Origin of the sequence: Enterobacter cloacae complex sp. IR5384 (genome assembly GCF_049237265.1) — a bacterium.
Classification (GTDB): domain Bacteria; phylum Pseudomonadota; class Gammaproteobacteria; order Enterobacterales; family Enterobacteriaceae; genus Enterobacter; species Enterobacter cloacae.
On sequence record NZ_JBMKHJ010000001.1, the window covers coordinates 154873 to 180563 of the forward strand.

Genomic DNA, 25691 nt, shown 5'->3' on the forward strand with positions numbered 1-25691 from the left:
TTTCGAATTTGGCGGAAGCGTAGAGATTCGAACTCTAGAACCCTTTCGGGTCGCCGGTTTTCAAGACCGGTGCCTTCAACCGCTCGGCCACGCTTCCTAAGTGAGGCGAACTATAAACACCTCACCGCAGGCTGTAAAGAGCACGCGCATTCGTTCGCTTTAAAAATAGCCAAATTACGTTTAATCGGTTGAATAGACAACATATTGGCCATTTTGCCAGCATAATATCCAGCGATTGCCTTAGTGTTTTTTGATGTACATATCTTTCGTGTAGTAGTACCCGAGCTTATCCGGCGTGAATCCCCCCACCCACGGCTTCACCAGGTGCGTACGAACGTAGTGATAGACAGGGATCGCCGGCACATCACGCCCCAGCAAATCCTCTGCCTGTTGATAAAACTTACCGCGCTCTTGTGCCGTTTTCGACTTCGCCGCATTCACCAGCGCTTGATCGTACTCAGGATTGCTGTACTGCGTGGTGTTTTGGCTATCCCCGGTACGGAAGTTATTCAGGAATGTGGAGGCGTCATCGTAATCGGCAATCCAGGCGTAGCGCACCGCGTCAAAGTTATGGGTGTGCATGGTATCGAGCATGGTTTTCCACTCCTGGTTCTGCAGCTTCGCCTCGACGCCGAGATTTTTCTTCCACATTGAGCTGGCAGCAATCGCGATACGCTGGTGCGTTTCAGAGGTGTTATACAGCAGATTAAAACTCAGTGGATGGCTGGCGTTATACCCGGCCTCTTCGAGCAGTTTTTTCGCCTCGGCAATTCGTTTGTCCCGCGGCCAGCTGGCGTAATCCGGGTTCTGTAACTTAACGCCACCAATGTCCGGCTGGCTGATAAGCCACGCCGGACGCTGTCCCTGCCCCATCACTTTATCTGCGATGATGTCTTTATCGAGCGCCATATTGAGCGCCTTACGCACGCGCGCATCGTTGAACGGCGGACGGGCGGTGTTGAATTCGTAATAGTAGGTGGCAAGCTGCGGAGAGACATCCAACTGACTGCCCAGCGTTTTCTTAAGCTGGGCGAACTGGTTGACTGGCACCGTGTAGACAATATCGATTTCTCCCGCTTTATAGCGGTTCACATCAGCCGCCTCGGAGGTGATAGGCAGATATGTCACCTTGTTGATCACAGTATGGGCATTATCCCAGTAGCGCGGGTTACGCTCCGCCACAATGCGTTCGTTAACTACCCATGAGGACAGCTTATAGGCACCGCTGCTGACGATGTGCTCGGGCTTGGTCCACTTATCGCCGAAACGCCCCACCAGGACTTTATCTATCGGCACCAGAGACGGGTGTGCCAGCATCGCCAGGAAAGCAGCATTAGGCTGAGAAAGCGTGACCTCCAGCGTGGTGTCATTGATGGCTTTCACGCCCAGCGTATCGGGCGCTTTTTTGCCTTCGGCAATTTCATTACCGTTGACGATAAGCATGCTTCCGGGATAACTGGCATACGGTGAGGCGGTTTTTGGGTCAACCAGTCGCTGCCAGCTCCAGACGATATCTTCCGCGGTGATGGCGGTACCGTCGCTCCAGGTGATGCCCGGGCGCAGATGGAACGTCCAGACGGTGTTGTCCTTGTTCTCCCATTTTTCCGCCAGCCGTGGCTGGATTTCACCCGCCGGGGAGACACTGACCAGCCCGTCGAATAAATCGCTGATAATATTGAATTCGACGTCGCTTTCGACTTTATGCGGGTCGAGCGAAGCGGGTTCACTTCCGTTATTCCTGACCAGTTCCTGCTTATCGGCCAACTGCGTTCCTGCCGGCACGTTAGCCGCCCAGGTTGCCGTGCTGGCACACAGGATCCCGGCCGCCAGTAAAGAGAGTGTAAAGTGAGTGCGTGTTTGTGGTTTCATTTCCTTCGCCTTATTGTCTGTTTTGTGACGATCCGGAAATAACTCTTAGCGGCCTTATGGTAATAAGGCAATATTTTTCAGTAACCTATAAGAGCTTGATCTGATTAATTGTGCCAAACCGCTGTTCATACTGATGAAACGTCTTTCTGCAGAATAAATAACCAGCTCCGGCGCTAACCTGCTGAGTAAAGATGGGTAAAACCACTTTGAGACTGGCGCGCCGTTTCCTATTCTTTCCGTTAATTACATCTGTCATAAGAGAGTGACTCATGGATCGTATAATTACTTCCTCACGCGACCGCACATCGCTACTCAGCACCCACAAGGTGCTGCGCAATACGTACTTTATGCTCAGCCTGACGCTGGCGTTTTCGGCGATCACCGCCACCGCCAGCACCGTGCTGATGCTGCCGTCTCCGGGGCTGATCCTGACGCTGGTGGGGATGTACGGTCTGATGTTCCTGACCTACAAAACCGCTGACAAACCGGTCGGTATTCTCTCCGCGTTCGCCTTTACTGGCTTCCTGGGTTATATCCTGGGGCCAATCCTGAACGCGTACCTGTCTGCCGGCATGGGTGATGTGATCGGTATGGCGCTGGGCGGCACCGCGCTGGTGTTCTTCTGCTGCTCCGCCTACGTGCTGACCACCCGCAAGGACATGTCCTTCCTCGGCGGTATGCTGATGGCAGGTATCGTGGTGGTGCTGATTGGTATGGTGGCTAACATCTTCCTGCAGCTCCCTGCCCTGCACCTGGCAATTAGCGCGGTGTTTATCCTGCTGTCATCCGGCGCGATCCTGTATGAAACCAGCAACATCATTCACGGCGGAGAGACCAACTACATCCGCGCTACCGTGAGCCTGTATGTGTCGCTGTACAACATCTTCGTCAGCCTGCTGAGCATCCTGGGCTTCGCCAGCCGGGATTAAGCCAGAGTGTTGTGTACCGAGCCCCGCTTATGCGGGGCTTTGTTTTTTGGTACACTGCGGCGGTTTTTGACTGATGCGTGAATAACTATGTTGAGCTTTGAAGGTAAAGAGATCGAAACCGATAACGACGGTTATCTGAAAGACAGCCACCAGTGGAGCGAGGCGCTGGCGGAAGTGATTGCAGAAAAAGAGGCGATCGCGCTCTCCCCGGAGCACTGGGAAGTGGTGCGCTTTGTGCGCGAGTTCTATCTCGAATTCAATACCTCTCCGGCTATCCGGATGCTGGTTAAAGCCATGGCCAATAAATTCGGTGAAGAGAAAGGCAACAGCCGCTATCTGTATCGTCTGTTCCCGAAAGGCCCGGCCAAACAGGCCACCAAAATTGCCGGCCTGCCTAAACCGGTGAAATGCATTTAGTAGCGAATACCGAAGTTCATGTATTCCCGGCCGGGTTGATGCGGTTCGGTTAAGACCTTATCAACCCGGGCACTGCGCGGCCCACCCGCTTTCAGCCACGCCAGCAGTTTTTCAACCTGCTCTGCCTCGCCACAGGCGACCACCTCAACGCTGCCATCATCCATGTTTCGCGCATATCCCGTTAGCCCAAGCTGAATGGCCTCGCGCTGCGTGCTGTAGCGGAAGCCCACGCCCTGAACGACGCCGTGAACCCAGGCGATAGTGCAGACTTTTGACATCTTCCTTCTCCTTATCCGTCTGGCGCGTTGCATTTCCCCGGCGAACTCGGGAAAATGGCGGCCATTTTCTTGAATCGACAGAATAGCAAATTATGAGTGTACGTTTAGTGTTAGCCAAAGGGCGCGAGAAGTCATTACTGCGCCGTCATCCCTGGGTCTTTTCCGGCGCGGTTGCCCGTATGGAAGGTAAAGCCAGCCTCGGTGAAACCATTGATATTGTTGACCATCAGGGGAAATGGTTAGCACGAGGCGCCTACTCGCCAGCCTCCCAGATCCGCGCGCGCGTCTGGACCTTCGACAAAGATGAAACCATCGATATCGACTTCTTCGTGCGTCGTTTGCAGCAGGCGCAGCAGTGGCGCGACTGGCTGGCCAAACGCGATGGTCTGGACAGCTACCGCCTGATTGCCGGAGAGTCCGACGGTCTGCCGGGCGTGACCATTGACCGCTTCGGTAACTTCCTGGTCCTGCAGTTACTGAGCGCTGGGGCGGAATACCAGCGCGCCGCGCTGATAAGCGCCCTGCAGTCTCTGTTCCCGGAGTGCGCCATCTACGACCGCAGCGATGTGGCTGTGCGTAAAAAAGAGGGAATGGAACTGACCCAGGGTCCGGTGACCGGCGAACTGCCGCCTGCCCTGCTGCCTATCGAAGAACACGGCATGAAGCTGCTGGTGGATATTCAGGGTGGTCATAAAACGGGCTATTACCTCGACCAGCGTGACAGCCGTCTGGCTACGCGTCAGTACGTTGCCGACAAACGCGTGCTCAACTGCTTCTCTTACACCGGCGGCTTTGCGGTATCGGCTTTAATGGGCGGCTGCGCGCAGGTGGTGAGCGTGGATACGTCTCAGGAAGCGCTGGATGTGGCAAAACAGAACGTCGAGCTGAACAAGCTGGATCTGAGCAAAGCCGAATTCATTCGCGACGACGTCTTCAAACTGCTGCGTAAATATCGCGATCAGGGTGAGAAGTTTGACGTTATCGTGATGGATCCGCCTAAGTTTGTGGAGAACAAAAGCCAGCTGATGGGTGCCTGCCGCGGCTATAAAGATATCAACATGCTGGCCATTCAGCTGTTGAACCCAGGCGGCGTGCTGCTCACCTTCTCCTGCTCTGGACTGATGACCACAGATTTATTTCAGAAAATCATCGCCGATGCCGCAATAGATGCTGGTCGTGATGTACAATTTATAGAGCAGTTCCGTCAGGCAGCCGATCACCCGGTGATCGCTACCTACCCGGAAGGGCTGTATCTGAAAGGGTTTGCCTGTCGCGTCATGTAACTTGAAAAGAGAAATATTGCCCGCACATAGAGTGTAAGTAGTGTTTCCCGGGAGGTGACTATGATTGCCAGCAAATTCGGTATCGGCCAGCAGGTCCGCCACACTTTGCTCGGGTATTTGGGTGTGGTCGTGGATATCGACCCGGAGTATTCCCTTGATGAACCGTCGGCGGATGAGCTGGCGGTGAATGCAGAGCTTCGCGCCGCACCCTGGTACCATGTGGTGATGGAAGGTGATGATGGACAACCCGTCCATACCTATCTTGCTGAGGCGCAGCTAAGCAGTGAATTGCAGGATGAGCATCCGGAGCAACCCACGATGGATGAACTGGCTCAGACTATCCGCAAACAGTTACAGGCTCCGCGCCTGCGGAACTAAGCGTGTAAAAAAAGCCCGATAACGGGCTTTTTTTTATGACTTTGTCAGCCCCAGCCGGGGGATTTCAATCGCCGGACAGCGGTCCATCACCACCTTCAGCCCCGCCTCGCGCGCCAGCACCGCAGCCTGTTCGTTAATAACGCCTAACTGCATCCACAGCGTTTTCGCACCGATGGCAATGGCCTCCTGCGCCACGCCCCATGCAGCCTCGGAATTACGGAACACATCCACCATATCCACCTTTTCCGGTACGTCGTTTAGCGTGGCGTATCCTGGCTGGCCCAGCAAGGTCTTACCGGCCACTTTTGGTGACACAGGGATAACGTGGTAGCCCTGATCGAGAAGGTACTTCATTACCCGATAGCTTGGACGATCCGGTTTATCGCTCGCCCCCACCAGCGCAATGGTGCGTGTGGACGTCAAAATCTCGGCAATATCATTCTCTTTCATGCTTTTCCTCCTGGCTTTTTAACAAGTGTATGTCAAAGCGCACATCTCAACCATCCATCCCATACAGATGTATGAGAGCAAAAGGCCAGAATATGTCTATATGTTAGTAAACATGATTATCGACAAATTTAGATACATTATCGCGGTAAGCGAACGTAAACAGGAGCCCCTATGAAAGCCGGCCTTGCCACTGCTGTGATTGCGTTAGTGATGCCGGTTTGCGTTTTTGCAACCACGCTGCGGCTTTCTTCTGACATTGACCTGCTGGTGCTGGACGGGAAAAAAGTCTCCAGTTCGTTATTACGCGGTGCCGACAGCATCGAACTGGATAACGGCCCTCATCAGGTGGTGTTCCGGGTGGAAAAAACCATCCGCCTTGCTAATCATGAACAACGAACGTACCTCTCTCCTCCGCTGATTATGAGCTTTAACACCCAGCAGGTAAGCCAGGTGAACTTTACGTTGCCGCGTCTGGAAACGGAAAAAGAGTCGGCGACGTTTGACGCCTCGCCGCGTGTGGAACTGGTGGATGGCGATGCCACCCCGATCCCGGTGAAGCTGGATATTCTGGCGCTGACGTCGTCATCGACGGGCACAGATTATGAGGCCGCAACGCAAGCCTATAACAAAGCGGGTAAGCGCGCCTCGCTGCCCCGGTTTGCCTCCATGATGGCTGACGACAGTACGCTGCTGTCCGGCGTCTCAGAGCTGGATGTGATCCCCCCTCAATCCCAGACGCTGACAGAACAACGCCTGAAATTTTGGTTCCAGCAGGCCGATCCCGACACGCGAGCCCGTTTTTTACAGTGGGTGAAGCAACAACCTTCGTCGTAAGCCACATTTTTTTCGCCTTTCTCTTGCAGCATCAGGCGGTTCCCGTCATCGTGTAGCCAGTTAACCTGATGGATATGATTATGGAACTGACAACACGCACATTACCGGCACGCAAGCACATTGCGCTGGTTGCGCACGATCACTGTAAACAAATGCTGCTTAACTGGGTTCGTCGCCATCAGTCCTTGCTGGAAAAGCACGCCCTCTCGGCGACGGGCACCACCGGTAACCTTATCCACCGCGAAACGGGTCTGGAGGTGAACGCCATGCTGAGCGGCCCGATGGGTGGCGATCAGCAGGTGGGCGCACAGATTTCTGAGGGGAAAATTGATGTTCTGATCTTCTTCTGGGACCCGCTGAATGCGGTTCCGCATGACCCGGACGTGAAAGCGCTGCTGCGTCTTGCCACCGTCTGGAATATTCCGGTGGCGACAAACCTGTCGACGGCGGATTTCATCATTGAATCACCGCAGTTCAACTCGCCGGTTGAAATTCTCATCCCGGATTATCAGCGTTATCTTTCCGAGAGACTGAAGTAGCGTTATGCCCGGCGGCGCTACGCTTGCACGGGCCAACGAGTTTTGTCGGCCGGGTCAGGCGAAGCCGCCACCCGGCAATCCCGCTACGGCTTGCGCGCCACCGGCACATCAATACTCTTCAGAATATCGACAAATACTGACGGCTCCTCTTTGTTGAACAGCAACCACACGCGATGACGCGCGCGGGTGATCGCCACGTACAGCAAACGCCGCTCTTCGGCATCCGGGAAATCCTCCGGTACCGGCAGTAATGCTTCTTCCATCACCGACTCACGGGCAGGGGCCGGGAACTCATCGCTCCCCTCTTTCAGCCCGACCACAATGACGTAATCGGCCTGCTGGCCTTTGCTTGCGTGGATGGTCATAAAATCAAGCAGCAGCTTCGGCCAGCGAGTCGCCGCCTTTTCCAGCACCGCAGGTTTTAGATGGTGATAACGCGCCAGCACCAGAATACGTTCATCTGGCTTTGCGTAGCCGCTGAGTTTGTCCAGCAGCGGCTCAAGCTGGTCGTCCGCCAGCAGGGTTACGGCTTTTTTATCTCCCACCCTCAGGCTATTAAGCGGCTTGGCCAGCTGATGGGGGTTCTGCTGAATAAAGCGGTTCGCAATTTCGCCAATTCGGGAGTTAAAGCGGTAGGTAGTATCCAGATCGCTGCGATCGCCTTCGCCAAAATAGTGATGGAACGCGGTGGTCAGTGAAAGCTGCGCGCCGCTAAAGCGGTAGATGGCCTGCCAGTCATCCCCTACGGCAAACAGAGAGGTATGTTTATTTTGCGCCCGTAACGCCGAAAGCAGCGCGGCACGCTGCGGAGAGATATCCTGGAACTCATCAACCAGAATATGTTTCCACGGGCTGACAAAGCGTCCCTTCTCCAGAATGATGATGGCCTGATGGATCAGGCCTGAGAAGTCGACGGCGTTTTCCTCCTTCAGCGCCGTTTTCCAGGCTTTCAGCAGCGGTGCCATCAGTTTGACCCGCTTTGAAAAAAGCGCGCGGATGTCCTCCGGCGCACTCTCAATCATCTCGGCTTGGGTTCCGCCGTGCATACGCATCAGGCTCACCCAGCGGTCGAGACGCGAGCCAAGCCGACGCGCCAGCTTTTCATCCTGCCAGAAACTGCCTTCCGGCACGTCCCAGTTGAGCTCGTCTTCCAGCCATTGTCGCCACCCTTTCGCCTGCGCTTTTTTCTCGCTGCACTGCTGCCGCCACGCCTTAATAAACAGGGCCTGACGCGCCTGGGTGTCGTTTTCCAGTTTACTGATGGAAGGGACTTTTTTGCTGCCCTGCTGAATGATATGCAGGGCAAGGGCATGGAAGGTTCGGGCGGTAATATCCCGGGTGTGCAAACGCTCCTGAATGCGTTCGTCCATCTCCTGCGCCGCCTTGCGACCAAACGCCAGCAGCAGGATCTGATCGGCGACGGCCTCGCCCGTTGTCAGCAACCACCCCGCCCGCGCGACCAGTACGGACGTTTTTCCGCTCCCGGCTCCCGCGAGCACCAGCAGCGATTGTTCGCCGTTAACCACGGCGCGAGCCTGGGCAGGATTCAGCGGCGACGACTCCACCGTACTGAAGAAATCGGCATAGCGGGTGAGCATTTCGTCAGTCCACGCCTGGTTATGCGCCAGCCGGCTCTTGTCTGCGTCGCTCAGCCAGGCCTGACACTGTCGCCAGGCGTCACGGCAATTATCAAACTCATTGAGACGCGTCACCGGTAACGGCAGCGCCGTCAGCGCCTGCCTGATTTTTTGCTGCAGACCGGCGGTCTGCTGACGGGTCAGCCACGTTTGTTGGGCATTACTCTGCGCGATATCACTCAGCACCTGCTGCAGGACCTGTGCGGCTATCACGCTCATATCGTGACTCCACTGCTGCCAGAGCTGGTTCAGATGATGATGAAAACGCTGGGTTTCGCCCCACTCCGTACCGTGAAGACGTACGACTTTATCTGCAGGGAGCACAAACTCCAGTTCGCCCCATACCAGCCCGCGTTTGCAGTGGATGGCCAGGAGTTGATTGAACGGAATGAGGTATTCGTGGCGTTCACCGGAGACCTTTACTCCCGCGTTGAGGAGGACAACCTTGTCGTAAGGGTGTTGCGCCAGGCGTTTGCCCATTGAAGTTGCTTTCAGTTCCATATCCAGCCGGATCCACGAAGAGATGATTGCCTGATAGTTTAACTGCCAGTTTTAAGGTGCTCCAGCCTAAAAAAACGTTACAATCATTGGGCGTTAATTTTATCGAAAGGAAGTGAGGGTTTATGCGTACCGTTCTGAATGTGTTGAATTTTGTGCTGGGCGGTTTTGCCACCACCCTTTCCTGGCTTTTTGCCACCCTGGTGAGCATCGTCCTGATTTTTACGCTTCCCCTGACCCGCTCCTGCTGGGAAATCACCAAACTCTCCTTTATCCCTTACGGGAATGAAGCGGTTCACGTTGACGAACTGAACCCGGAGAATAAAAGCGCGCTGATGAACACGGGCGGAACCGTGCTGAACATTCTGTGGCTGATTTTCTTCGGCTGGTGGCTGTGCGTAATGCATATTTTTGCCGGTATTGCGCAGTGCATCACAATCATTGGTATTCCGGTGGGGATCGCGAACTTTAAGATCGCCGCCATCGCTCTGTGGCCTGTCGGGCGCAGGGTAGTTCCGGTCGAAGTGGCCCAGGCGGCGCGTGAAGCGAATGCACGTCGTCGTTTTCAGTGATTAAGGACTGGCCGCGTCTATGCTAAGCCCACTGCTTCGCCGTTACACCTGGAACAGCTCCTGGCTCTATAACGTCAGGATTTTTATCGCACTTTGCGGCACGGTTGCGCTGCCGTGGTGGCTGAACGATGTCAAGCTCACCATTCCGCTCACGCTGGGGGTGGTTGCGGGAGCGCTGGCGGATCTCGACGATCGCCTTGCCGGGCGTCTGCTCAACCTGGTCATCACCCTTATCTGTTTTTTTATTGCCTCCGCGTCCGTGGAGTTGCTGTTCCCGTGGCCATGGCTGTTTGCATTAGGCCTTACGCTTTCCACCAGCGGGTTTATTTTGCTGGGTGGGCTGGGGCAGCGCTATGCCACCATCGCGTTTGGCGCCCTGCTGATTGCCATCTACACCATGCTGGGGGTGTCGCTTTACGACCAATGGTATCAGCAGCCTGTACTGCTGTTGCTGGGGGCCATCTGGTATAACCTGCTGACGTTAACCGGCCATCTGATCTTCCCGGTTCGCCCTCTGCAGGATAACCTTGCCCGCAGTTACGAGCAGTTGGCCCACTATCTTGAGCTCAAATCCCGGCTGTTTGACCCGGATATTGAAGAGGAGAGCCAGGCTCCGCTCTACGATCTGGCTCTGGCGAACGGCCAGCTTGTCGCCACGCTTAACCAGACAAAAGCGTCGCTGCTTACCCGGCTTCGCGGCGACCGTGGCCAGCGAGGGACGCGCAGAACGCTGCACTATTACTTTGCCGCTCAGGATATTCATGAACGCGCCAGCTCGTCTCATGTTCAGTATGCGGCCCTGCGCGAGAAGTTTCGCTACAGCGACGTTATGTTCCGCTTCCAGCGTCTGCTTTCCATGCAGTCCCAGGCGTGCCAGCAGCTGGCGCGCTCCATTCTGCTGCGCACGCCTTATCAACACGATCCACGCTTTGAACGCGTGTTCAGCCATCTTGATGCGGCAATTGACCGCGTGCGAGCCAGCGGAACGTCGCCGGAGCACATCAAAGCGTTGGGATTTTTGCTCAATAACCTGCGGGCGATTGATGCTCAGTTGGCAACGATTGAGTCTGAACAGGCCATGGCGCTGCCGGGCAATGAGGCGGACAGTCAACTCGCGGATGACAGCGTGCACAGTTTTAGCGATATGTGGCTCCGGTTAAGCCGAAACTTTACGCCGGAATCTGCCCTGTTTCGCCATGCGGTACGCATGTCGCTGGTGCTGTGCGTGGGCTACGCCTTTATTCAGATAACCGGTTTACACCACGGGTACTGGATCCTGCTGACCAGCCTGTTCGTCTGCCAGCCGAACTATAACGCCACCCGACACCGCCTGGCGCTGCGTATCATCGGCACGCTGGTGGGGGTCGCAATCGGGCTACCGGTGCTCTATTTTGTGCCCTCGGTGGAAGGCCAGCTGATCCTCATCGTAATCACCGGGGTGCTGTTCTTCGCCTTTCGTAATGTGCAGTACGCCCACGCGACGATGTTCATCACCCTGCTGGTGCTACTCTGCTTTAATCTGCTGGGCGAAGGGTTTGAAGTCGCCCTGCCCCGCGTGGTCGATACGCTGCTCGGCTGTGCCATCGCCTGGGCGGCAGTGAGTTTTATCTGGCCCGACTGGCGTTTTCGTAATTTGCCGCGCGTCCTGGACAGGGCGATGAATGCCAACTGCCGCTATCTGGATGCCATTCTTGAACAGTACCACCAGGGACGCGATAACCGTCTGGCTTACCGCATTGCCCGACGTGATGCGCATAACAGCGATGCTGAACTGGCTTCCGTAGTCTCTAATATGTCAACGGAGCCGCGCGCCACGGCAGAAATTCGTGAAACGGCTTTCCGCCTGCTGTGCCTGAACCATACCTTCACCAGCTATATCTCAACGCTCGGTGCCCACCGCGAAAAACTGACAAACCCGGGCATCCTTGCCTTGCTGGATGATGCTGTCTGCTATGTCGATGATGCGCTACATCACCGCCCAGCCGATCAACCGCGTGTCCAGCAGGCGCTGGATGAACTGGCTCAACGGATTGCGCATCTTGACCCAGGAAACGACAGCAAAGCGCCGTTGGTTCTCCAGCAGATTGGTCTGCTTATCGCTCTGCTGCCAGAAATTTGCCGACTGCAACAGCAAATCGCTACCTGGAGGAGCGATTCTCCTGTGGCTCAGGCAGCGCATTAAACCACTCCGTCAGCTCCCGGCGAATTTCCGCCGGGAGTGCCGCTTCATGCAGGCCCTCAATCGCCCCTTCCAGGGCAAACAGTACTTTAATACTGAGCGCTTTATTCTTTGCCCGCAGCTTTAGCCAGCTCGTTCTGGCTCCCAGCGACCGGAGGGTATCTTCGTTGGTAATCCCGGCTTCACAGAGCAGGACTTCCAGCTGAAAAGTCAGGTTGGGCAGATCCTTTAGTCGGTTTCGCTGGTAGCGCTGGATGCGCTCTTTACGCGCGGCATTAAGCGCGTAAGAGGAAAGCTGAAGCAGCCGCTCCCTGTCCTGCCAGAGACCGTCATCCACACGATAATAGTTGAGAAGGATCGGCCGGCCGCGTTTCATTAAGGTCAAAAAGGAGGATCCGTTTTTTACACAGTACTTCGCACTTTCCTCACAGGCGCGAAGGTAAAGCTCACCGTCTGACACCATGGCAAACACCGCCTCATCGACGGCCAGGGTATAGCCACCAAAAAGCGCACGATGATGAATTTCTCCTAATGGAGAGAGGTATTCCTGGGATTTATAAATCCGTTCATAAGATATCTTTTTCATGATATTTCCATTAAAAATCAGATATTAACGACGACATTTCTTACTAACGGATCCGTTAACAGGAAAATAGGCAACTTATTGCCGATGAGCAAGATGATTTTTTCAGGTTCGCCAGGAATGAATGAATTTTGCGAGTCGCTTTCCGAAATTGAGGTTGATCTTTATGCATACAGGGGTTACTGTATATTCATACAGTAACTACAGGGCTGGAATGATTATGTACACTTCAGGCTATGCAAATCGCTCAACATCTTTCTCTTCTACCGCTGGCGATGTCGCACAGAACGCCGTCGGGCGTGTTTCGACAGGGCTTATCAGTGAAGTGGTTTATCGTGAAGACCAGCCCCTGTTGACCCAACTTCTGTTACTGCCGCTCTTGCAGCAGCTTGGTCAGCAATCGCGCTGGCAGCTCTGGCTGACGCCGCAGCAGAAACTGAGCCGGGAATGGGTTCAGTCTGCAGGCCTGCCGCTGACGAAGGTCATGCAAATTAACCAACTCTCTCCTTGCGATACGGTTGAGTCGATGATCCGGGCATTACGTACAGGGAATTACAGCGTGGTGATTGGATGGTTATCAGACGAATTGACGGAGCAGGAACATTTTCGCCTCACCGAAGCGGCAGAAGAAGGCAATGCGATCGGCTTTATCATGCGCCCGGTTCGCCAGGATTCTTACCGCAGAGGACAACTTTCTGGGCTAAAAATTCACTCAAATTTGTATCACTGAGCAAATTTAAGAGTTTTCCTGGAATTTTTTTCGACCTTAAGATGCGCTTTTAGTTCCATCGTCCAAAACGGCGGCAAGGCTTGTCTGGTGCGGTTCTTCTTAATTTTATTGCACAAATTTCGTTCAGAAATTGTTAAATAATCGGTATACGGAACTTTTTTTTTCATATGCCTGACGGACTTCACACTTGTAAGTTTTCAGCTACGTTGTAGACTTTACATCGCCAGGGGTGCTCGGCCTAAGCCGAAGATATCGGTAGATTTATATTTGACCACGCCCCCCGGTGAAGGATTTAACCGTGATTCTCGATTGAGATTTTCATGGCGAATTTTGGATGATAACGAGGCGCAAAAAATGAAAAAGACAGCTATCGCGATTGCAGTGGCACTGGCTGGCTTCGCTACCGTAGCGCAGGCCGCTCCGAAAGATAATACCTGGTATGCAGGTGGTAAACTGGGCTGGTCTCAGTTCCATGACACCGGCTGGTACAACAGCGCAAACAACAATGATGGCCCGACTCACGAGAGCCAGCTTGGTGCAGGTGCGTTCGGTGGCTATCAGGTTAACCCGTATGTTGGCTTTGAAATGGGTTACGACTGGTTAGGTCGTATGCCTTACAAAGGCAACGAAACCAATGGCGCTTTCAAAGCTCAGGGCGTTCAGCTGACTGCTAAACTGGGTTACCCAGTAACTGACGACCTGGACGTGTACACCCGTCTGGGCGGCATGGTTTGGCGCGCTGACTCCAGCAACAGCAACGCTGGCGACGACCACGACACTGGTGTTTCCCCAGTATTCGCTGGTGGCGTTGAGTGGGCTATGACCCGTGACATCGCTACCCGTCTGGAATACCAGTGGGTTAACAACATCGGTGACGGTGCTACCGTTGGTGTTCGTCCAGACAACGGCATGCTGAGCGTAGGTGTTTCCTACCGCTTCGGCCAGCAGGAAGATGCAGCACCAGTTGTTGCTCCAGCGCCGGCTCCAGCTCCAGAAGTACAGACCAAGCACTTCACTCTGAAGTCTGACGTTCTGTTCAACTTCAACAAAGCGACCCTGAAACCAGAAGGTCAGCAGGCACTGGATCAGCTGTACACCCAGCTGAGCAACCTGGATCCTAAAGACGGTTCTGTAGTGGTTCTGGGCTTCACCGACCGTATCGGTTCTGACGCTTACAACCAGAAACTGTCTGAGAAACGTGCTCAGTCTGTTGTTGATTACCTGATCTCTAAAGGTATCCCAGCTAACAAGATCTCCCCACGTGGTATGGGCGAATCTAACCCAGTTACTGGCAACACCTGTGACAACGTTAAAGCTCGCGCTGCTCTGATCGACTGCCTGGCACCAGATCGTCGCGTAGAGATCGAAGTTAAAGGCGTTAAAGACGTTGTAACTCAGCCAGCGGCTTAAGTTATCGTCTTATAAAAAAACCCCGCGATGCGGGGTTTTTTATTATCTGAAGAAACTCAAAAGTTATTTTTTACCCAGCAGCGCCTGAAGATCGTTCTTCAGCGTAGACATCTGGTTGGCGTATTTCTCTTTATGCTCGGCATCTTCAATCAACTGCACCACCGTTTCTGACAACGTTTTTCCCCGCCGTTGCGCAAGCCCTGCAAGACGCTGCCAGACCATGAATTCGAGGTCGATGGATTTTTTACGGGTGTGCTGATGCTCAGCATTAAAATGCCGTTTGCGTCGTGCACGGATAGTTTGCTTCATCCGGTTCAACAGTGCCGGATTGATATGTTTCTCAATCCAGCCATTCACCTGTACCGGTTCATTTTCGAGGGTCAGCAAAATATCCACGGCCTCTTGTGCGGCGCTGGCTTCGATGTAGCAGGTAATCAGCTCCCCTTCTCGGTGCTTCTTGACCAGGTACTTCCATTTCCAGCCGCTTTCGAGATTTTCCAGTTGTTGATATTTCATTGCGATCTCAGTGTTACCACGTAACTCTGTTCAGAATATCAGTTTTTTAGCAATCTGCTGAAAAGAAATCATATCCTGTGAAGCATTGCAGGCGATTCGCTTCCCGAAAACCCCAATCCTGCTTGGGAAGAGCCCCCCGCTTACGGTATACTCCACGGTTTTACATCTGACTAAAAAACATCAACTTTGACCATTACGAAACTTGCATGGCGTGACCTTGTTCCGGATACCGAAAGTTATCAGGAATTGTTTGCACAGCCAGACCTCGCACAAGAACACGAATTCATACTTAGCGATACACAACCGCGTTTGCATTACGCACTGGAGCAGGTGTTAAGCCCGTGGGCGACATCTCCCTTCATGCTGCTCAAAGCCCCGGAAGAAGCCGAGTATTTAACGCTTCTGGGTGATGCCATGCGCCAGTTGCAGCCGGAAGCCAATGCTATTTACGGCGGTCAGTATCGTATTTCAGGACATGATGTCACTTTCGAACCCGCAGAACAGGCTGATGGCCGTTTTGCGGTAAAGGGCGAAGTGGTATCCGCTAACTGGGCCGAGGCCGAACAACTCTTTGGTTGCCTTCGCCAGTTTAACGGTGAGTTATCGCTGCAACCGGGCCTGGTGCATCGTGCCAATGGCGGCGTACTGATCATTTCCCTGCGTACCCTGCTCTCCCAGCCGCTGCTATGGATGCGCCTGAAAACGATTGTGAGCCAGCAACGCTTTGACTGGGTGGGCTATGACGAGTCTCGTCCTCTGCCGGTCTCTGTCCCTTCCATGCCGCTGTCGTTGACCGTGGTCCTGACGGGTGACCGTGAATCGCTGGCTGATTTCCAGGAAATGGAGCCGGAGCTGGCTGCACAGGCAGTGTACAGCGAGTACGAAGACAATATTCAGATTGCTGATGCCGATGACATGGCGCAGTGGTGTCAGTGGGTGATGGCCGTTGCTGCCCGCTTTGCCCTGCCGACGCCTGCGGCTGACGCCTGGCCGGGACTTATCCGCGAAGCGGTTCGCTATACCGGTGACCAGGAGACGCTGCCGCTGTGTCCGCTCTGGATCAGCAAACAGCTGCGTGAAGTGGGTGCGATCAGTGGGAATGGCGCATTTACCGGTGAGCAACTTTCCCAGATGCTGGCCCAAAGAGAGTGGCGGGAAGGCTATCTGGCCGATCGTATGCAGGATGAAATTCTGCTGGAGCAAATTCTGGTCGAGACCGAAGGCGAGCGCATCGGACAGATCAATGCCCTGTCGGTGATTGAATTTCCCGGGCATCCGCGTGCGTTTGGCGAGCCTTCACGCATCAGCTGCGTCGTCCATATTGGCGATGGCGAGTTTACCGACATCGAACGGAAAGCCGAGCTGGGTGGAAACATCCACGCCAAAGGCATGATGATCATGCAGGCGTTCCTGATGTCAGAGCTGCAGCTTGAGCAACAAATCCCCTTCTCTGCCTCGCTGACGTTTGAGCAATCCTACAGCGAAGTGGATGGTGATAGCGCCTCTATGGCCGAGCTGTGTGCCTTAATCAGCGCCCTGGCGGAAGTCCCGATCAATCAGAACATCGCCATTACCGGTTCGGTCGATCAATTTGGTCGTGCCCAGCCAGTGGGGGGCCTGAATGAAAAGATTGAGGGCTTCTTCTCTATTTGTCAGCAACGCGGGTTAAACGGCAAACAGGGTGTGATTATTCCAGCCCCCAACGCACGCCATTTAAGCCTCAGCCAGGCACTGCTGGATGCGGTAGAGCAGGGACAATTCTCCCTCTGGGCCATCGAAGGCGTCGAGGATGCACTACCCTTACTGACAAACCTGATATGGGACGGCGAGGGACAAACGACCCTGATGCAGACCATCCAGGAGCGCATTGCTCAGGCGACCCAGCAAGTTGCTCGTCATCGTTATCCGTGGCCGTTACGCTGGTTAGGTTGGTTTAGTTCAAACTGATCGGACTTGTTCAGCGTACACGTGTTAGCTATCCTGCGTCCTTCACTAAAATAAGGCTTACTGAGAACATGGTAGATAAACGCGAATCCTATACAAAAGAAGATCTTCTTGCCTCTGGTCGCGGTGAACTGTTTGGCGCGAAAGGCCCACAGTTACCGGCCCCGAACATGCTGATGATGGACCGTGTCGTGAAAATGACCGAAACCGGCGGCAACTTCGATAAGGGTTACGTAGAAGCAGAACTCGATATCAATCCGGACCTGTGGTTCTTCGGTTGCCACTTTATTGGCGATCCGGTAATGCCTGGCTGCCTGGGCCTGGATGCGATGTGGCAGCTGGTTGGCTTCTACCTGGGCTGGCTGGGCGGCGAAGGTAAAGGCCGTGCGCTGGGCGTGGGTGAAGTGAAATTCACGGGTCAGGTTCTGCCAACTGCGAAGAAAGTGACCTATCGTATTCACTTCAAACGCATTGTTAACCGCCGCCTGATTATGGGCCTGGCGGATGGCGAAGTGCTGGTAGATGGCCGTCTGATCTATACCGCGAACGACCTGAAAGTGGGCCTGTTCCAGGATACATCTGCTTTCTAAACGCTGCTATACGCGGCTTCAGAAAGGCGAAACCTCCGCATTGCGGAGGTTTCTGTTTTTAAAGAGACGTTATCAGGCTATGAGTGCCCTGTCGCCGATGGCTTCTCGCCAGCCTCCCAGCCATTGTGACCTTTGATTAATCGTCTGATAAGGACACATTTCTTTAGATCGTCCAGCGATGCCGGCCTGATAACCACGTTGATGAGCCCGTTCCAGGCGATCTCGTTTCTGTCTCTTCATGCCTCGTTTCCCTCATTCTTTTGTCTGGTGGAAAGAAAACAGTGACTGCACAATGCGCGCAGGCACAGATAACGAATACCCCGAATTAGTCGTAGCGTCAACGTTCAAAATTCATACGGATGTCATATTTGTGAGCTAGCCAGAAGATCATTTGTACAAAAATTGTGACCCGGGACAAGTAACGGTCTGACGTGAAAACGAAAAAAAAACCGCAATCAGTGGCAGACCGATTGCGGTTTTTTATGATGAATTTTACTTATGGCAGCCGGGAGATTTCTCTCGCGATGTTGGCCGATTCCTGTGCCCACCCCTGGGCAAGCACTTTCACCATTTCATCATAGCCATCTTTTTGCTGCTTGAGCTCCAGATGGAACGGACGCTTAATCAGCTGTCCCTGATGGTTAAGCAGCCATTCTCCGCTGATGACAACGGCACCGTCATAACGACCATGGAAGCCCGTTACCGTCACGTTCAGCGTGTCCTGGTCGCTTCCAAGAGGCTGGGAGGCGACAACCCAGCCCGGAAGCTGGCTGCTGAGATTCGCCACCAGCGTATTGCGTAACTGTTGATCCAGCGGGCTGGCCCACAGGTTATTATTGGCAATCACATACTGCACATCGCTGGTCTGGTAAACCACCCCGTTGCCGGCCAGATAATCTGGCACAGCCACTTGCTCAACCCACAGCAGACGGTTGCCCTGTGAGGCGGTGCTCTGCGTACCCACCTGCGCCATCAGCGGCAGCTGATAGTAGCTTTTCGTTTCACTCCCTGAGCTACAGGCCGTGAGCACCATCGCACCTACAATCGCTAGCCATTTTTTCATTGTTTCGCCCTCTTCGGCTCAGGATCCTTTTTATCTTTTGCTTCAAACACCAGCGCGTTGCTCTTCTCATTGAGCGTTTTCAGTACGGGCTGCAGTTCACGCAAGACCTGATCAAGACGCTGCATATCTGCCACCATCTTGTTGTAGGCCGCCGAACCAGGCTGGAAGCCCTGCATGCTACGGTTCAGTTCACGCAGCGTTTTCTGCATATCCTGCGGCAACTGCTGCATGCTCTGGCTTGCCGTGAGCTTATTGATGTTATCCAGCGTGGTTTGCAGACGCTGCATCGTCTCCTGGCTCTGATGCAACGAGCCTGTCGCCGCTTCAATCATCGGATTCAGTGGCAGATTGTTGATTTTGTCCAGCGTTTCCATCAGACGCTGCTGGATTTGAGCCAGACCGCTGCTCACCGTTGGAATGATCTTGTAGCCGCCAAATTCACGGATACCGGTAATCGGCGGGGCTTTTGGATAGAAATCCATATCCACATACAGCGCACCAGTCACCAGGTTGCCAGTCTTCAGCGAGCCGCGCAGGCCACGGTTCATCAAATCAGTAATATGCGCGCCGATATCCTGATTCTCGCCAATCTGGTTAACCAGACGCTCTGGCTCAATGCGGATCAGCACCGGAATACGATAGTCATCATCAAGTACCTGCTGAAGTCCCGGCACAAAGAACGGCACCTGTCCGACCGTACCCAGACGAATACCGCGGAACTCAACGGGCGCACCCGGCTGCAGGCCGCGGACGGAATCTTTAAAGAACATCAGGTAATCAATATGATCGGTATAGAGCGCGTCCTGAATGCTTCTTTGATCGTCAAAGAGCCTGAAGGCCGTTTTCTCGGCCACCGGCTGCCCCAGATCCAGTCCTTCCGGCACGTCAAAGCTGACGCCGCCGCCAAACAGGGTGGTCAGCGACCCCATTTCAACGCGCATACCTGCTGAGGTGAGATCGACCGCGATCCCGCTGTCTTTCCAGAAGCGTACGTTGCTGGTCACCAGACGATCGTTTGGCGCATTGATGAACAGCTGATAGCTGATGGTCCTTTTTTGCGGATCAAAGGTGCTGGTCTCGACTGAGCCAACACGATAGCCGCGGAACAACACCGGATCGCCAGGTGAGAGCTGGCCCGCTTTTTTACTGTCGAGAATCACGCGGATCCCTTTTGCATCAGGCGGCGCAAGCGGTGGAGAGTCTAAAAGCTGATACTGGGCTGGCTGCGCCCCTTTTGCCCCCGGCTGTAGCTCAATATACGCGCCCGAGAGCAGCGTGCCTAAACCACTGATCCCTTCCCGTCCGACCTGCGGTTTAACCACCCAAAAAACGGAGTCACCGTGAAGCAGCTTTTCCATCCCGGCATTTAACCGCGCTTTAATTTCTACGTGCGTTAAATCATCCGTCAGGGTGGCGCTTTCAACCACCCCTACATCCACGCTGCGGCTTTTGATGGTCGTTTTACCGCCCTCAATCCCCTCGGCATTGGTGGTGATGAGCGTCACTTCCGGTCCCTGATGGCTGTAATGATAAAACAGGATCCATGCACCGATCAGCGCCGTCACGATGGGGAAAATCCACACCGGTGACCAGTTTTTGACCTTCTGCACTTTCGCCTCTCCACTCTTATTTTCCATGCTCTTACTCTTCCTCATGGCTTGATTCAGGCTCACGATCCCACGATAAACGAGGGTCGAAGGTCATGGCCGCAAACATGGTCATAATCACGACCAGCGCAAACATTAAAGCCCCCATCGCAGGATAAATACTCATCAAACCGCCCATCCGCACCAGTGCAGAGAGAACGGCAATGACAAACACGTCAATCATTGACCAGCGTCCAACAAACTCGACAACTTCATAAATGAGGTGCATGCGTTCGCTGTCGCGTTTGCCGTGCCCTTTCGCATCCCAGCAGAGCCAGGCTATCGCGATCATTTTTAAGGTAGGCACCATAATACTGGCGATAAAAATCACCCCAGCCACCGGATAAGATCCCTCGCCCCACAGCAATATCACCCCGGCGAGGATCGTCGAGGGCATTTTGTCACCGAGCAAATCGGTGATCATGATCGGCAGAATATTTGCGGGAAGATACAGCATGACAGAGGTCACCAGCAGCGCCATGGTCCACTGCAGGCTATTTTTGCGCCGCACATGGCCTTTGGTTTCACAGCGTGGGCAGACGTCCAGATCCGCGGGCAGCACGGCAGTACAGCAGGAGCAAGAGCGCAGTCCCTGGCGGATCCCCGGCACGCCAACCTTCACCGTCTGGGCAAGTGTGGGAGCCGGAGCGATATCATCCCATGCCCAACGTCGGTCAACGCACTGGAATGCGCGCAGCTGCAGCACGCAATAGAGACACCACGGGATAAAGCTGCTGCCAATCCCCACGTCACCGTAGGCCATCAGCTTTACGAAGCTGACCAGAATACCCGCCAGAAAAATCTCGGCCATCCCCCAGCTTTTAAGCTGAAACAGGACTCGCGCCAGTTTGATTTTCAGGGCTGCGGGCATTTTTACGCGGTTGACCAGCAAAAGGATGACAACCAGACAAAAAGCCGGAACGATCTGCACAAACAGAAGGAAGAAGGTGCCGAGGCTGGCGTAATCTTCCGAGAACATCACCCCCGGAATTTCAAGCAGATCAACCTGGCTTGTCATCCCTCCCACCTTCATATAGATGAAGGGGAAGAGATTAGAGAGCAACAACATGAACAACGCGGCCAGCGCATACGCCGTGGGACGCTGTCTTGGCGCGTCCCATTCGGTTGTCAACGTTGTGCCGCAACGCGGGCACAGGGCCTTATGTCCGTGACCAAGCTCTGGCAACGCCACGAGCATATCGCATTGCGAGCATAATATATGCCTGTCGGCATGGTGCTGGTCACACATATGTTATCCCTGTTTATGCGCCGTTTTTCAGAGACTCAAGGTACTCCCAGCGCTCAAATGCTTCTTCCAGAGCTTTTTCAGCTGCGGACAATTCGGCCAGGACTTTTTGAGTATAGTCGTGCGATTGGGTGAAGAAGGATGCATCGGCAACCTGCGCTTGCAGCGCCTCCAGCGCGGCCTCCAGCTCCTCAAGACGCTGAGGCAAACCCTCCAGTTCGCGCTGCAGGTTATAGCTTAGTTTAGCCGAGGTTTTCTTGACAGTTTCTGCTTTTGTTACAACAGGTTCAGTCGTTGTTTTAGGCTTCGCCTGTTTTTGCGCCAACGACTGTGCCTGCTGCCCTTTCGCGTCGTGGTAGCCACCCACATATTGACCAATCCGCCCTTCGCCTTCGAAGATCCAGCATTCGGTCACGGTGTTGTCAACGAACTGACGGTCGTGGCTCACCAGCATCACGGTGCCCTGATAACCATCGATCAGCTCTTCCAGCAGTTCGAGCGTTTCGACATCCAGGTCGTTGGTTGGTTCATCGAGAATCAACAGGTTGCTTGGTTTCAGGAATAACCGCGCCAGCAGAAGACGGTTTCGCTCACCGCCAGACAGCGCACGCACCGGGGTCATCGCCCGTTTAGGGTGGAACAGGAAGTCCTGGAGATAGCCCAGCACATGGCGCGGCTTACCGTTTACCATGACCTCTTGCTTACCTTCGGCAAGGTTATCCATCACCGTTCTGTCCGGATCCAGCTCTGCACGGTGCTGGTCAAAATAGGCCACTTCCAGTTTGGTGCCGCAGTGAATTCGGCCACTATCCGCCTGCAACTGGCCCAGCATCAGCTTCAGCAGCGTGGTTTTACCGCAGCCATTGGGGCCAATCAGGGCGATTTTATCCCCGCGCTGAACCTGGGCGGAGAAGTCTTTCACCAGCACTTTCCCGTCAACCTGATAGTTAACGTTTTCCATCTCGAAGACTATCTTGCCGGAACGGGAGGCCTCTTCTACCTGCATTTTGGCGCTGCCCATCACTTCGCGACGTTCGCTGCGTTCACGACGCATCGCTTTCAGGGCACGAACGCGGCCTTCGTTGCGGGTACGGCGGGCTTTGATACCCTGACGGATCCACACCTCTTCCTGTGCCAGTTTGCGGTCGAATTCGGCATTTTGCAGCTCTTCCACGCGCAGGTTTTCTTCTTTTTCCAGCAGATAAGTATCGTAATCGCCGGGATAAGTGACCAGCTTGCCACGATCGAGATCGACAATGCGCGTCGCCATATTGCGAATGAAGGAACGGTCGTGGGAGATGAAGATAATGGTACCGCTGAAAGTTTTCAGGAACCCTTCAAGCCAGTCGATCGCTTCAATGTCCAGGTGGTTGGTTGGTTCATCCAGCAGCAGCACCTTCGGCCCGCTGACCAGCGCGCGGCCCAGTGCCGCCTTACGCAACCAGCCGCCAGATAGCGCAGACAGCTGCATATCCGGCTCCAGGCCCAGCTGAGCCAGCACCTCGTTAATACGGTTCTCCAGCTGCCACAGGCCGTGATGATCGAGCATCTCCTGGACTTTCGCCAGTTCGTTAAGATTTTTGTCGCTCGGGTCGGTCATCACCAGATGAGAAATCTCGTGATAGCGCTTCAGGTATTCAGCCTGCTCCGAAATCCCTTCCGCCACGAAATCGTACACGCTGCCGGTGACATGACGCGGCGGATCCTGCTGCAGGCGGGAGACAATCAGATCCTGCTCGTAAACAATACGCCCGTCATCCAGACCCTGCTCGCGGTTGAGGATTTTCATCAGCGTGGATTTACCCGCGCCGTTACGGCCCACCAGACAGACGCGTTCGTTGTCTTCGATGTGCAGTTCAGCATTGTCGAGAAGCGGTGAGTCGCTGAAGGAGAGCCACGCACCGTGCATACTAATTAAAGACATTTATTTTTCCTTTCAGGCCGCGGTGATAAGCCAGCAGTTATGGATCTGACGATTACGGGCAAAGTCCTGAGACAGCGTTTTTTGGCTGATTTCTTGTGCTTTCAGTCCCAGAGCGGCCAGGCCGTCGTGATCCATGCGGAAACCGCGTTTGTTATTCGAGAACATAATCGTGCCGCCTTTACGCAGGAGGCGCTTCAGGTCGGTCATCAGGCGCAGGTGATCGCGTTGTACATCAAAGCTATCCTCCATACGCTTGGAGTTGGAGAACGTTGGCGGATCGATGAAGATCAGATCGAACTGTTCATCGGTGTCACGCAGCCAGCCCAGGACATCAGCCTGCATCAGACGATGCTGGCGTCCGGTCAGGCCATTGAGACGCAGGTTGCGCTCCGCCCACTCCAGATAGGTGCGCGACATATCCACCGTAGTGGTGCTGCGCGCGCCGCCCAGGCCCGCATGCACGCTGGCGCTACCGGTGTAGGAAAACAGGTTAAGGAAGTCCTTACCTTTGCTCATCTGGCCCAGCATACGACGGGCAATGCGGTGGTCGAGGAACAGCCCGGTATCGAGGTAATCCGTCAGGTTAACCCACAGGCGAGCGTTGTATTCACCCACTTCAATAAAGTCGCCCTTCTCACCCATCTTCTGATATTGGTTTTTCCCTTTCTGACGCTCGCGGGTTTTCAGCACCAGTTTGTTTGGCGCGATGCCAAGCACGGCAATCGTCGCTGCGATCACGTCCAGCATGCGCTGGCGCGCTTTTTGCGCATCAATGGTTTTTGGTGGAGCATATTCCTGAATCACCACCCAGTCTGCATAGCGGTCAACCGCCACGTTGTACTCCGGCAGATCGGCGTCATACAGGCGATAGCATTCAATGCCTTCCTGTTTGGCCCATTTTTCAAATTTCTTCAGATTCTTGCGCAGACGGTTAGCGTAATCTTCCGCCACGCCCGACGGTTTGCTGTCCGCCGCTTTCTCCGCCAGATGGTAGTTTTTCTGCACACAGTCCAACGGGCCATTCTTCGCCTTAAACTGGCGATCGGCGCGCAGCTGCAGACAGCTCAGCAGTTCTGGTGAAGCGCTAAACAGGGAAAGATTCCAGCCGCCAAAGTAGTCTTTCATATTGCGGCCCAGCAGGCTGTGCAGGGCAATCAGCGCCGGTTCGCTATCCAGACGCTCGCCGTATGGCGGGTTGCTGATAACGGTACCGTAGGGGCCTTTCGGCAGCGGGTTGATCAGGTTCGCGACATCTTTCACTTCAAAGGTCACCAGCTCACCGATACCTGCGCGACGGGCATTGCTGCGCGCGCGTTCAATGACGCGCGGGTCGCTGTCAGAGCCATAGAAATGGGAGGTGTACTCCGCCAGGCCTTTACGCGCACGGGCCTGCGCCTCGGCTTTGACCTCTTTCCAGAGTGTTTCATCGTGCTGCGCCCAGCCGCTAAAGCCCCAGTGGCCACGATGCAGGCCGGGAGCGCGGTCGGTGGCCAGCATCGCGGCTTCAATCAGCAGCGTACCGGAACCACACATTGGGTCGAGCAGCGGCGTGCCCGGCAGCCAACCGGAGCGCATCACGATGGCGGCGGCCAGCGTTTCTTTGATGGGCGCCATACCGGTGCGATCGCGGTAGCCACGCAGATGCAGACCTGCCCCGCTCAGATCCATAGAGATGCTGGCGGTATCGCCATTGAGCCAGACGTTAATGCGCAGATCCGGGTTTTCACGATCGACGTTTGGTCGTTCTTTGTTTTTACGGGTAAAGCAGTCCACGATGGCATCTTTCACGCGCAGCGCGCCGTACTGGCTGTTGCGGATCTCATCGTTTACACCGTTAAAATGCACCGCGAAGGTCGCGTCTGGCGTGAAGATCTCTGTCCAGTCGATCATCTGTACGCCGGTATAGAGATCAAGATCGCTGTAGACCTTGCACTCTTTCATCGGCAGCATGATGCGCGACGCCAGGCGGCTCCACATCAGGCTCTGGTAAATAAGCCGTGTGTCGCCCTCAAAATGGACACCACCCTGAACCACCTGGCACTCTTGCGCGCCCAGGGCTTCCAGTTCAGTTTTTAACAGCTCTTCCAGCCCACGGGCCGTACTGGCAAACAGAGAATTCATATCGTCACTTTTACTCTAAGAAAATTGTCGCGCATTATAGCTAATATGACGTGTA

At 54.5% G+C, this 25691-nt stretch carries 24 protein-coding genes and 1 tRNA gene; 12 read left to right on the forward strand and 13 right to left on the reverse strand.

Features of this window, described 5'->3' with window-relative positions:
* Window positions 1-9: 9 nt before the first annotated feature.
* Together ACOTX3_RS00805 and ACOTX3_RS00810 are read right to left on the reverse strand one after the other, a co-directional pair.
* Window positions 10-97, reverse strand: a tRNA-Ser gene (locus ACOTX3_RS00805).
* A 143-nt stretch (window positions 98-240) separates the two neighbouring features.
* The gene (locus ACOTX3_RS00810) at window positions 241-1869 is read right to left on the reverse strand and encodes an ABC transporter substrate-binding protein (protein WP_038985574.1); all 1629 of its coding nucleotides are present in this window, start codon (window positions 1867-1869) and stop codon (window positions 241-243) included.
* Window positions 1870-2138: 269 nt separating this feature from the next.
* Between ACOTX3_RS00810 and yccA the strand changes: the two genes are divergently transcribed.
* A complete protein-coding gene (gene yccA / locus ACOTX3_RS00815; protein WP_013097244.1) occupies window positions 2139-2798 on the forward strand; it encodes an FtsH protease modulator YccA in 660 nt (219 codons plus the stop codon).
* An 87-nt stretch (window positions 2799-2885) separates the two neighbouring features.
* The gene (tusE, locus tag ACOTX3_RS00820; RefSeq protein WP_013097245.1) at window positions 2886-3215 is read left to right on the forward strand and encodes a sulfurtransferase TusE; all 330 of its coding nucleotides are present in this window, start codon (window positions 2886-2888) and stop codon (window positions 3213-3215) included.
* Here the strand turns inward: tusE and yccX are convergent.
* Window positions 3212-3493 carry an acylphosphatase gene (gene yccX / locus ACOTX3_RS00825; RefSeq protein WP_058678398.1) on the reverse strand — a complete coding sequence of 94 codons (282 nt, stop codon included), beginning with the start codon at window positions 3491-3493 and terminating at the stop codon, window positions 3212-3214. The genes tusE and yccX overlap by 4 nt on opposite strands.
* A 92-nt stretch (window positions 3494-3585) precedes the next feature.
* On the opposite strand from yccX, the gene rlmI reads away from it, so the two are divergent.
* Together rlmI and hspQ are read left to right on the forward strand one after the other, a co-directional pair.
* Window positions 3586-4776, forward strand: coding sequence for a 23S rRNA (cytosine(1962)-C(5))-methyltransferase RlmI (gene rlmI / locus ACOTX3_RS00830; RefSeq protein WP_013097247.1), 1191 nt, complete (start codon window positions 3586-3588; stop codon window positions 4774-4776).
* Between the two features lie 60 nt (window positions 4777-4836).
* A complete protein-coding gene (hspQ, locus tag ACOTX3_RS00835) occupies window positions 4837-5154 on the forward strand; it encodes a heat shock protein HspQ (protein WP_013097248.1) in 318 nt (105 codons plus the stop codon).
* Window positions 5155-5187: 33 nt separating this feature from the next.
* Here the strand turns inward: hspQ and ACOTX3_RS00840 are convergent, their stop codons facing one another.
* Window positions 5188-5604 carry a CoA-binding protein gene (locus tag ACOTX3_RS00840; protein ID WP_020689684.1) on the reverse strand — a complete coding sequence of 139 codons (417 nt, stop codon included), beginning with the start codon at window positions 5602-5604 and terminating at the stop codon, window positions 5188-5190.
* Between the two features lie 171 nt (window positions 5605-5775).
* On the opposite strand from ACOTX3_RS00840, the gene csgI reads away from it, so the two are divergent.
* A complete protein-coding gene (gene csgI / locus ACOTX3_RS00845) occupies window positions 5776-6438 on the forward strand; it encodes a curli synthesis inhibitor (protein ID WP_023619904.1) in 663 nt (220 codons plus the stop codon).
* An 80-nt stretch (window positions 6439-6518) separates the two neighbouring features.
* Complete coding sequence (gene mgsA, locus ACOTX3_RS00850; protein ID WP_013097251.1) at window positions 6519-6977, forward strand: methylglyoxal synthase; 459 nt, start codon at window positions 6519-6521, stop codon at window positions 6975-6977.
* An 83-nt stretch (window positions 6978-7060) separates the two neighbouring features.
* Here mgsA and helD read toward each other — a convergent pair whose 3' ends face one another.
* Window positions 7061-9115: a DNA helicase IV gene (helD, locus tag ACOTX3_RS00855; protein WP_127868992.1), complete on the reverse strand. Its 2055-nt coding sequence runs from the start codon at window positions 9113-9115 to the stop codon at window positions 7061-7063.
* A gap of 122 nt (window positions 9116-9237) precedes the next feature.
* Here helD and ACOTX3_RS00860 point away from each other — a divergent pair, with 122 nt between their 5' ends.
* Together ACOTX3_RS00860 and yccS are read left to right on the forward strand one after the other, a co-directional pair.
* The gene (locus tag ACOTX3_RS00860) at window positions 9238-9684 is read left to right on the forward strand and encodes a YccF domain-containing protein (protein ID WP_013097253.1); all 447 of its coding nucleotides are present in this window, start codon (window positions 9238-9240) and stop codon (window positions 9682-9684) included.
* 19 nt (window positions 9685-9703) lie between these two features.
* On the forward strand, window positions 9704-11866 hold the full coding sequence (gene yccS, locus ACOTX3_RS00865) for a YccS family putative transporter (RefSeq protein WP_058678399.1): 2163 nt from the start codon (window positions 9704-9706) through the stop codon (window positions 11864-11866).
* Here yccS and ACOTX3_RS00870 read toward each other — a convergent pair.
* On the reverse strand, window positions 11823-12449 hold the full coding sequence (locus ACOTX3_RS00870; RefSeq protein WP_013097255.1) for a TfoX/Sxy family DNA transformation protein: 627 nt from the start codon (window positions 12447-12449) through the stop codon (window positions 11823-11825). The genes yccS and ACOTX3_RS00870 overlap by 44 nt on opposite strands.
* A gap of 217 nt (window positions 12450-12666) precedes the next feature.
* On the opposite strand from ACOTX3_RS00870, the gene sulA reads away from it, so the two are divergent.
* Both sulA and ompA read left to right on the forward strand, forming a co-directional pair.
* Complete coding sequence (gene sulA, locus ACOTX3_RS00875) at window positions 12667-13176, forward strand: SOS-induced cell division inhibitor SulA (RefSeq protein WP_013097256.1); 510 nt, start codon at window positions 12667-12669, stop codon at window positions 13174-13176.
* 354 nt (window positions 13177-13530) lie between these two features.
* Window positions 13531-14586, forward strand: coding sequence for a porin OmpA (gene ompA / locus ACOTX3_RS00880; RefSeq protein WP_044158562.1), 1056 nt, complete (start codon window positions 13531-13533; stop codon window positions 14584-14586).
* 63 nt (window positions 14587-14649) lie between these two features.
* Here ompA and matP read toward each other — a convergent pair whose 3' ends face one another.
* A complete protein-coding gene (gene matP / locus ACOTX3_RS00885; RefSeq protein WP_013097258.1) occupies window positions 14650-15102 on the reverse strand; it encodes a macrodomain Ter protein MatP in 453 nt (150 codons plus the stop codon).
* A 186-nt stretch (window positions 15103-15288) separates the two neighbouring features.
* Here matP and ACOTX3_RS00890 point away from each other — a divergent pair, with 186 nt between their 5' ends.
* Both ACOTX3_RS00890 and fabA read left to right on the forward strand, forming a co-directional pair.
* Window positions 15289-17049, forward strand: coding sequence for a Lon protease family protein (locus ACOTX3_RS00890; protein ID WP_127868991.1), 1761 nt, complete (start codon window positions 15289-15291; stop codon window positions 17047-17049).
* Between the two features lie 68 nt (window positions 17050-17117).
* Entirely contained in the window at window positions 17118-17636 is a 519-nt protein-coding gene (fabA, locus tag ACOTX3_RS00895) for a bifunctional 3-hydroxydecanoyl-ACP dehydratase/trans-2-decenoyl-ACP isomerase (protein WP_000227926.1), read from the forward strand.
* 72 nt (window positions 17637-17708) lie between these two features.
* On the opposite strand, the gene rmf is transcribed toward fabA, so the two are convergent.
* From rmf to rlmKL, 6 genes are all read right to left on the reverse strand, one after another.
* Window positions 17709-17876 carry a ribosome modulation factor gene (gene rmf / locus ACOTX3_RS00900; protein ID WP_013097261.1) on the reverse strand — a complete coding sequence of 56 codons (168 nt, stop codon included), beginning with the start codon at window positions 17874-17876 and terminating at the stop codon, window positions 17709-17711.
* Between the two features lie 256 nt (window positions 17877-18132).
* Window positions 18133-18699, reverse strand: a complete 567-nt coding sequence (gene pqiC / locus ACOTX3_RS00905; RefSeq protein WP_013097262.1) for a membrane integrity-associated transporter subunit PqiC — start codon at window positions 18697-18699, stop codon at window positions 18133-18135.
* A complete protein-coding gene (gene pqiB, locus ACOTX3_RS00910; RefSeq protein WP_013097263.1) occupies window positions 18696-20336 on the reverse strand; it encodes an intermembrane transport protein PqiB in 1641 nt (546 codons plus the stop codon). Before pqiB ends, pqiC begins: the two co-directional genes overlap by 4 nt.
* A gap of 4 nt (window positions 20337-20340) precedes the next feature.
* Entirely contained in the window at window positions 20341-21594 is a 1254-nt protein-coding gene (pqiA, locus tag ACOTX3_RS00915; protein WP_028027912.1) for a membrane integrity-associated transporter subunit PqiA, read from the reverse strand.
* A gap of 13 nt (window positions 21595-21607) precedes the next feature.
* Window positions 21608-23515 (reverse strand): ABC transporter ATP-binding protein, encoded by a 1908-nt coding sequence (locus ACOTX3_RS00920; RefSeq protein ID WP_058684564.1) that lies wholly within the window; start codon window positions 23513-23515, stop codon window positions 21608-21610.
* 12 nt (window positions 23516-23527) lie between these two features.
* The gene (gene rlmKL, locus ACOTX3_RS00925; protein ID WP_127868989.1) at window positions 23528-25636 is read right to left on the reverse strand and encodes a bifunctional 23S rRNA (guanine(2069)-N(7))-methyltransferase RlmK/23S rRNA (guanine(2445)-N(2))-methyltransferase RlmL; all 2109 of its coding nucleotides are present in this window, start codon (window positions 25634-25636) and stop codon (window positions 23528-23530) included.
* Window positions 25637-25691 lie beyond the last annotated feature (55 nt).

Bases quoted from the DNA above. Each gene is read 5' to 3' on its own strand.
- fabA (WP_000227926.1), top strand. From the start codon at position 17,118: ATGGTAGATAAACGCGAATCCTATACAAAAGAAGATCTTCTTGCCTCT.
- sulA (WP_013097256.1), top strand. From the start codon at position 12,667: ATGTACACTTCAGGCTATGCAAATCGCTCAACATCTTTCTCTTCTACC.
- ACOTX3_RS00810 (WP_038985574.1), bottom strand. From the start codon at position 1,869: ATGAAACCACAAACACGCACTCACTTTACACTCTCTTTACTGGCGGCC.
- yccA (WP_013097244.1), top strand. From the start codon at position 2,139: ATGGATCGTATAATTACTTCCTCACGCGACCGCACATCGCTACTCAGC.
- matP (WP_013097258.1), bottom strand. From the start codon at position 15,102: ATGAAATATCAACAACTGGAAAATCTCGAAAGCGGCTGGAAATGGAAG.
- csgI (WP_023619904.1), top strand. From the start codon at position 5,776: ATGAAAGCCGGCCTTGCCACTGCTGTGATTGCGTTAGTGATGCCGGTT.
- yccX (WP_058678398.1), bottom strand. From the start codon at position 3,493: ATGTCAAAAGTCTGCACTATCGCCTGGGTTCACGGCGTCGTTCAGGGC.
- pqiB (WP_013097263.1), bottom strand. From the start codon at position 20,336: ATGGAAAATAAGAGTGGAGAGGCGAAAGTGCAGAAGGTCAAAAACTGG.
- hspQ (WP_013097248.1), top strand. From the start codon at position 4,837: ATGATTGCCAGCAAATTCGGTATCGGCCAGCAGGTCCGCCACACTTTG.
- rmf (WP_013097261.1), bottom strand. From the start codon at position 17,876: ATGAAGAGACAGAAACGAGATCGCCTGGAACGGGCTCATCAACGTGGT.
- ACOTX3_RS00860 (WP_013097253.1), top strand. From the start codon at position 9,238: ATGCGTACCGTTCTGAATGTGTTGAATTTTGTGCTGGGCGGTTTTGCC.
- rlmI (WP_013097247.1), top strand. From the start codon at position 3,586: ATGAGTGTACGTTTAGTGTTAGCCAAAGGGCGCGAGAAGTCATTACTG.
- rlmKL (WP_127868989.1), bottom strand. From the start codon at position 25,636: ATGAATTCTCTGTTTGCCAGTACGGCCCGTGGGCTGGAAGAGCTGTTA.
- pqiC (WP_013097262.1), bottom strand. From the start codon at position 18,699: ATGAAAAAATGGCTAGCGATTGTAGGTGCGATGGTGCTCACGGCCTGT.
- yccS (WP_058678399.1), top strand. From the start codon at position 9,704: ATGCTAAGCCCACTGCTTCGCCGTTACACCTGGAACAGCTCCTGGCTC.
- tusE (WP_013097245.1), top strand. From the start codon at position 2,886: ATGTTGAGCTTTGAAGGTAAAGAGATCGAAACCGATAACGACGGTTAT.
- ACOTX3_RS00920 (WP_058684564.1), bottom strand. From the start codon at position 23,515: ATGTCTTTAATTAGTATGCACGGTGCGTGGCTCTCCTTCAGCGACTCA.
- ompA (WP_044158562.1), top strand. From the start codon at position 13,531: ATGAAAAAGACAGCTATCGCGATTGCAGTGGCACTGGCTGGCTTCGCT.
- ACOTX3_RS00840 (WP_020689684.1), bottom strand. From the start codon at position 5,604: ATGAAAGAGAATGATATTGCCGAGATTTTGACGTCCACACGCACCATT.
- helD (WP_127868992.1), bottom strand. From the start codon at position 9,115: ATGGAACTGAAAGCAACTTCAATGGGCAAACGCCTGGCGCAACACCCT.
- pqiA (WP_028027912.1), bottom strand. From the start codon at position 21,594: ATGTGTGACCAGCACCATGCCGACAGGCATATATTATGCTCGCAATGC.
- mgsA (WP_013097251.1), top strand. From the start codon at position 6,519: ATGGAACTGACAACACGCACATTACCGGCACGCAAGCACATTGCGCTG.
- ACOTX3_RS00870 (WP_013097255.1), bottom strand. From the start codon at position 12,449: ATGAAAAAGATATCTTATGAACGGATTTATAAATCCCAGGAATACCTC.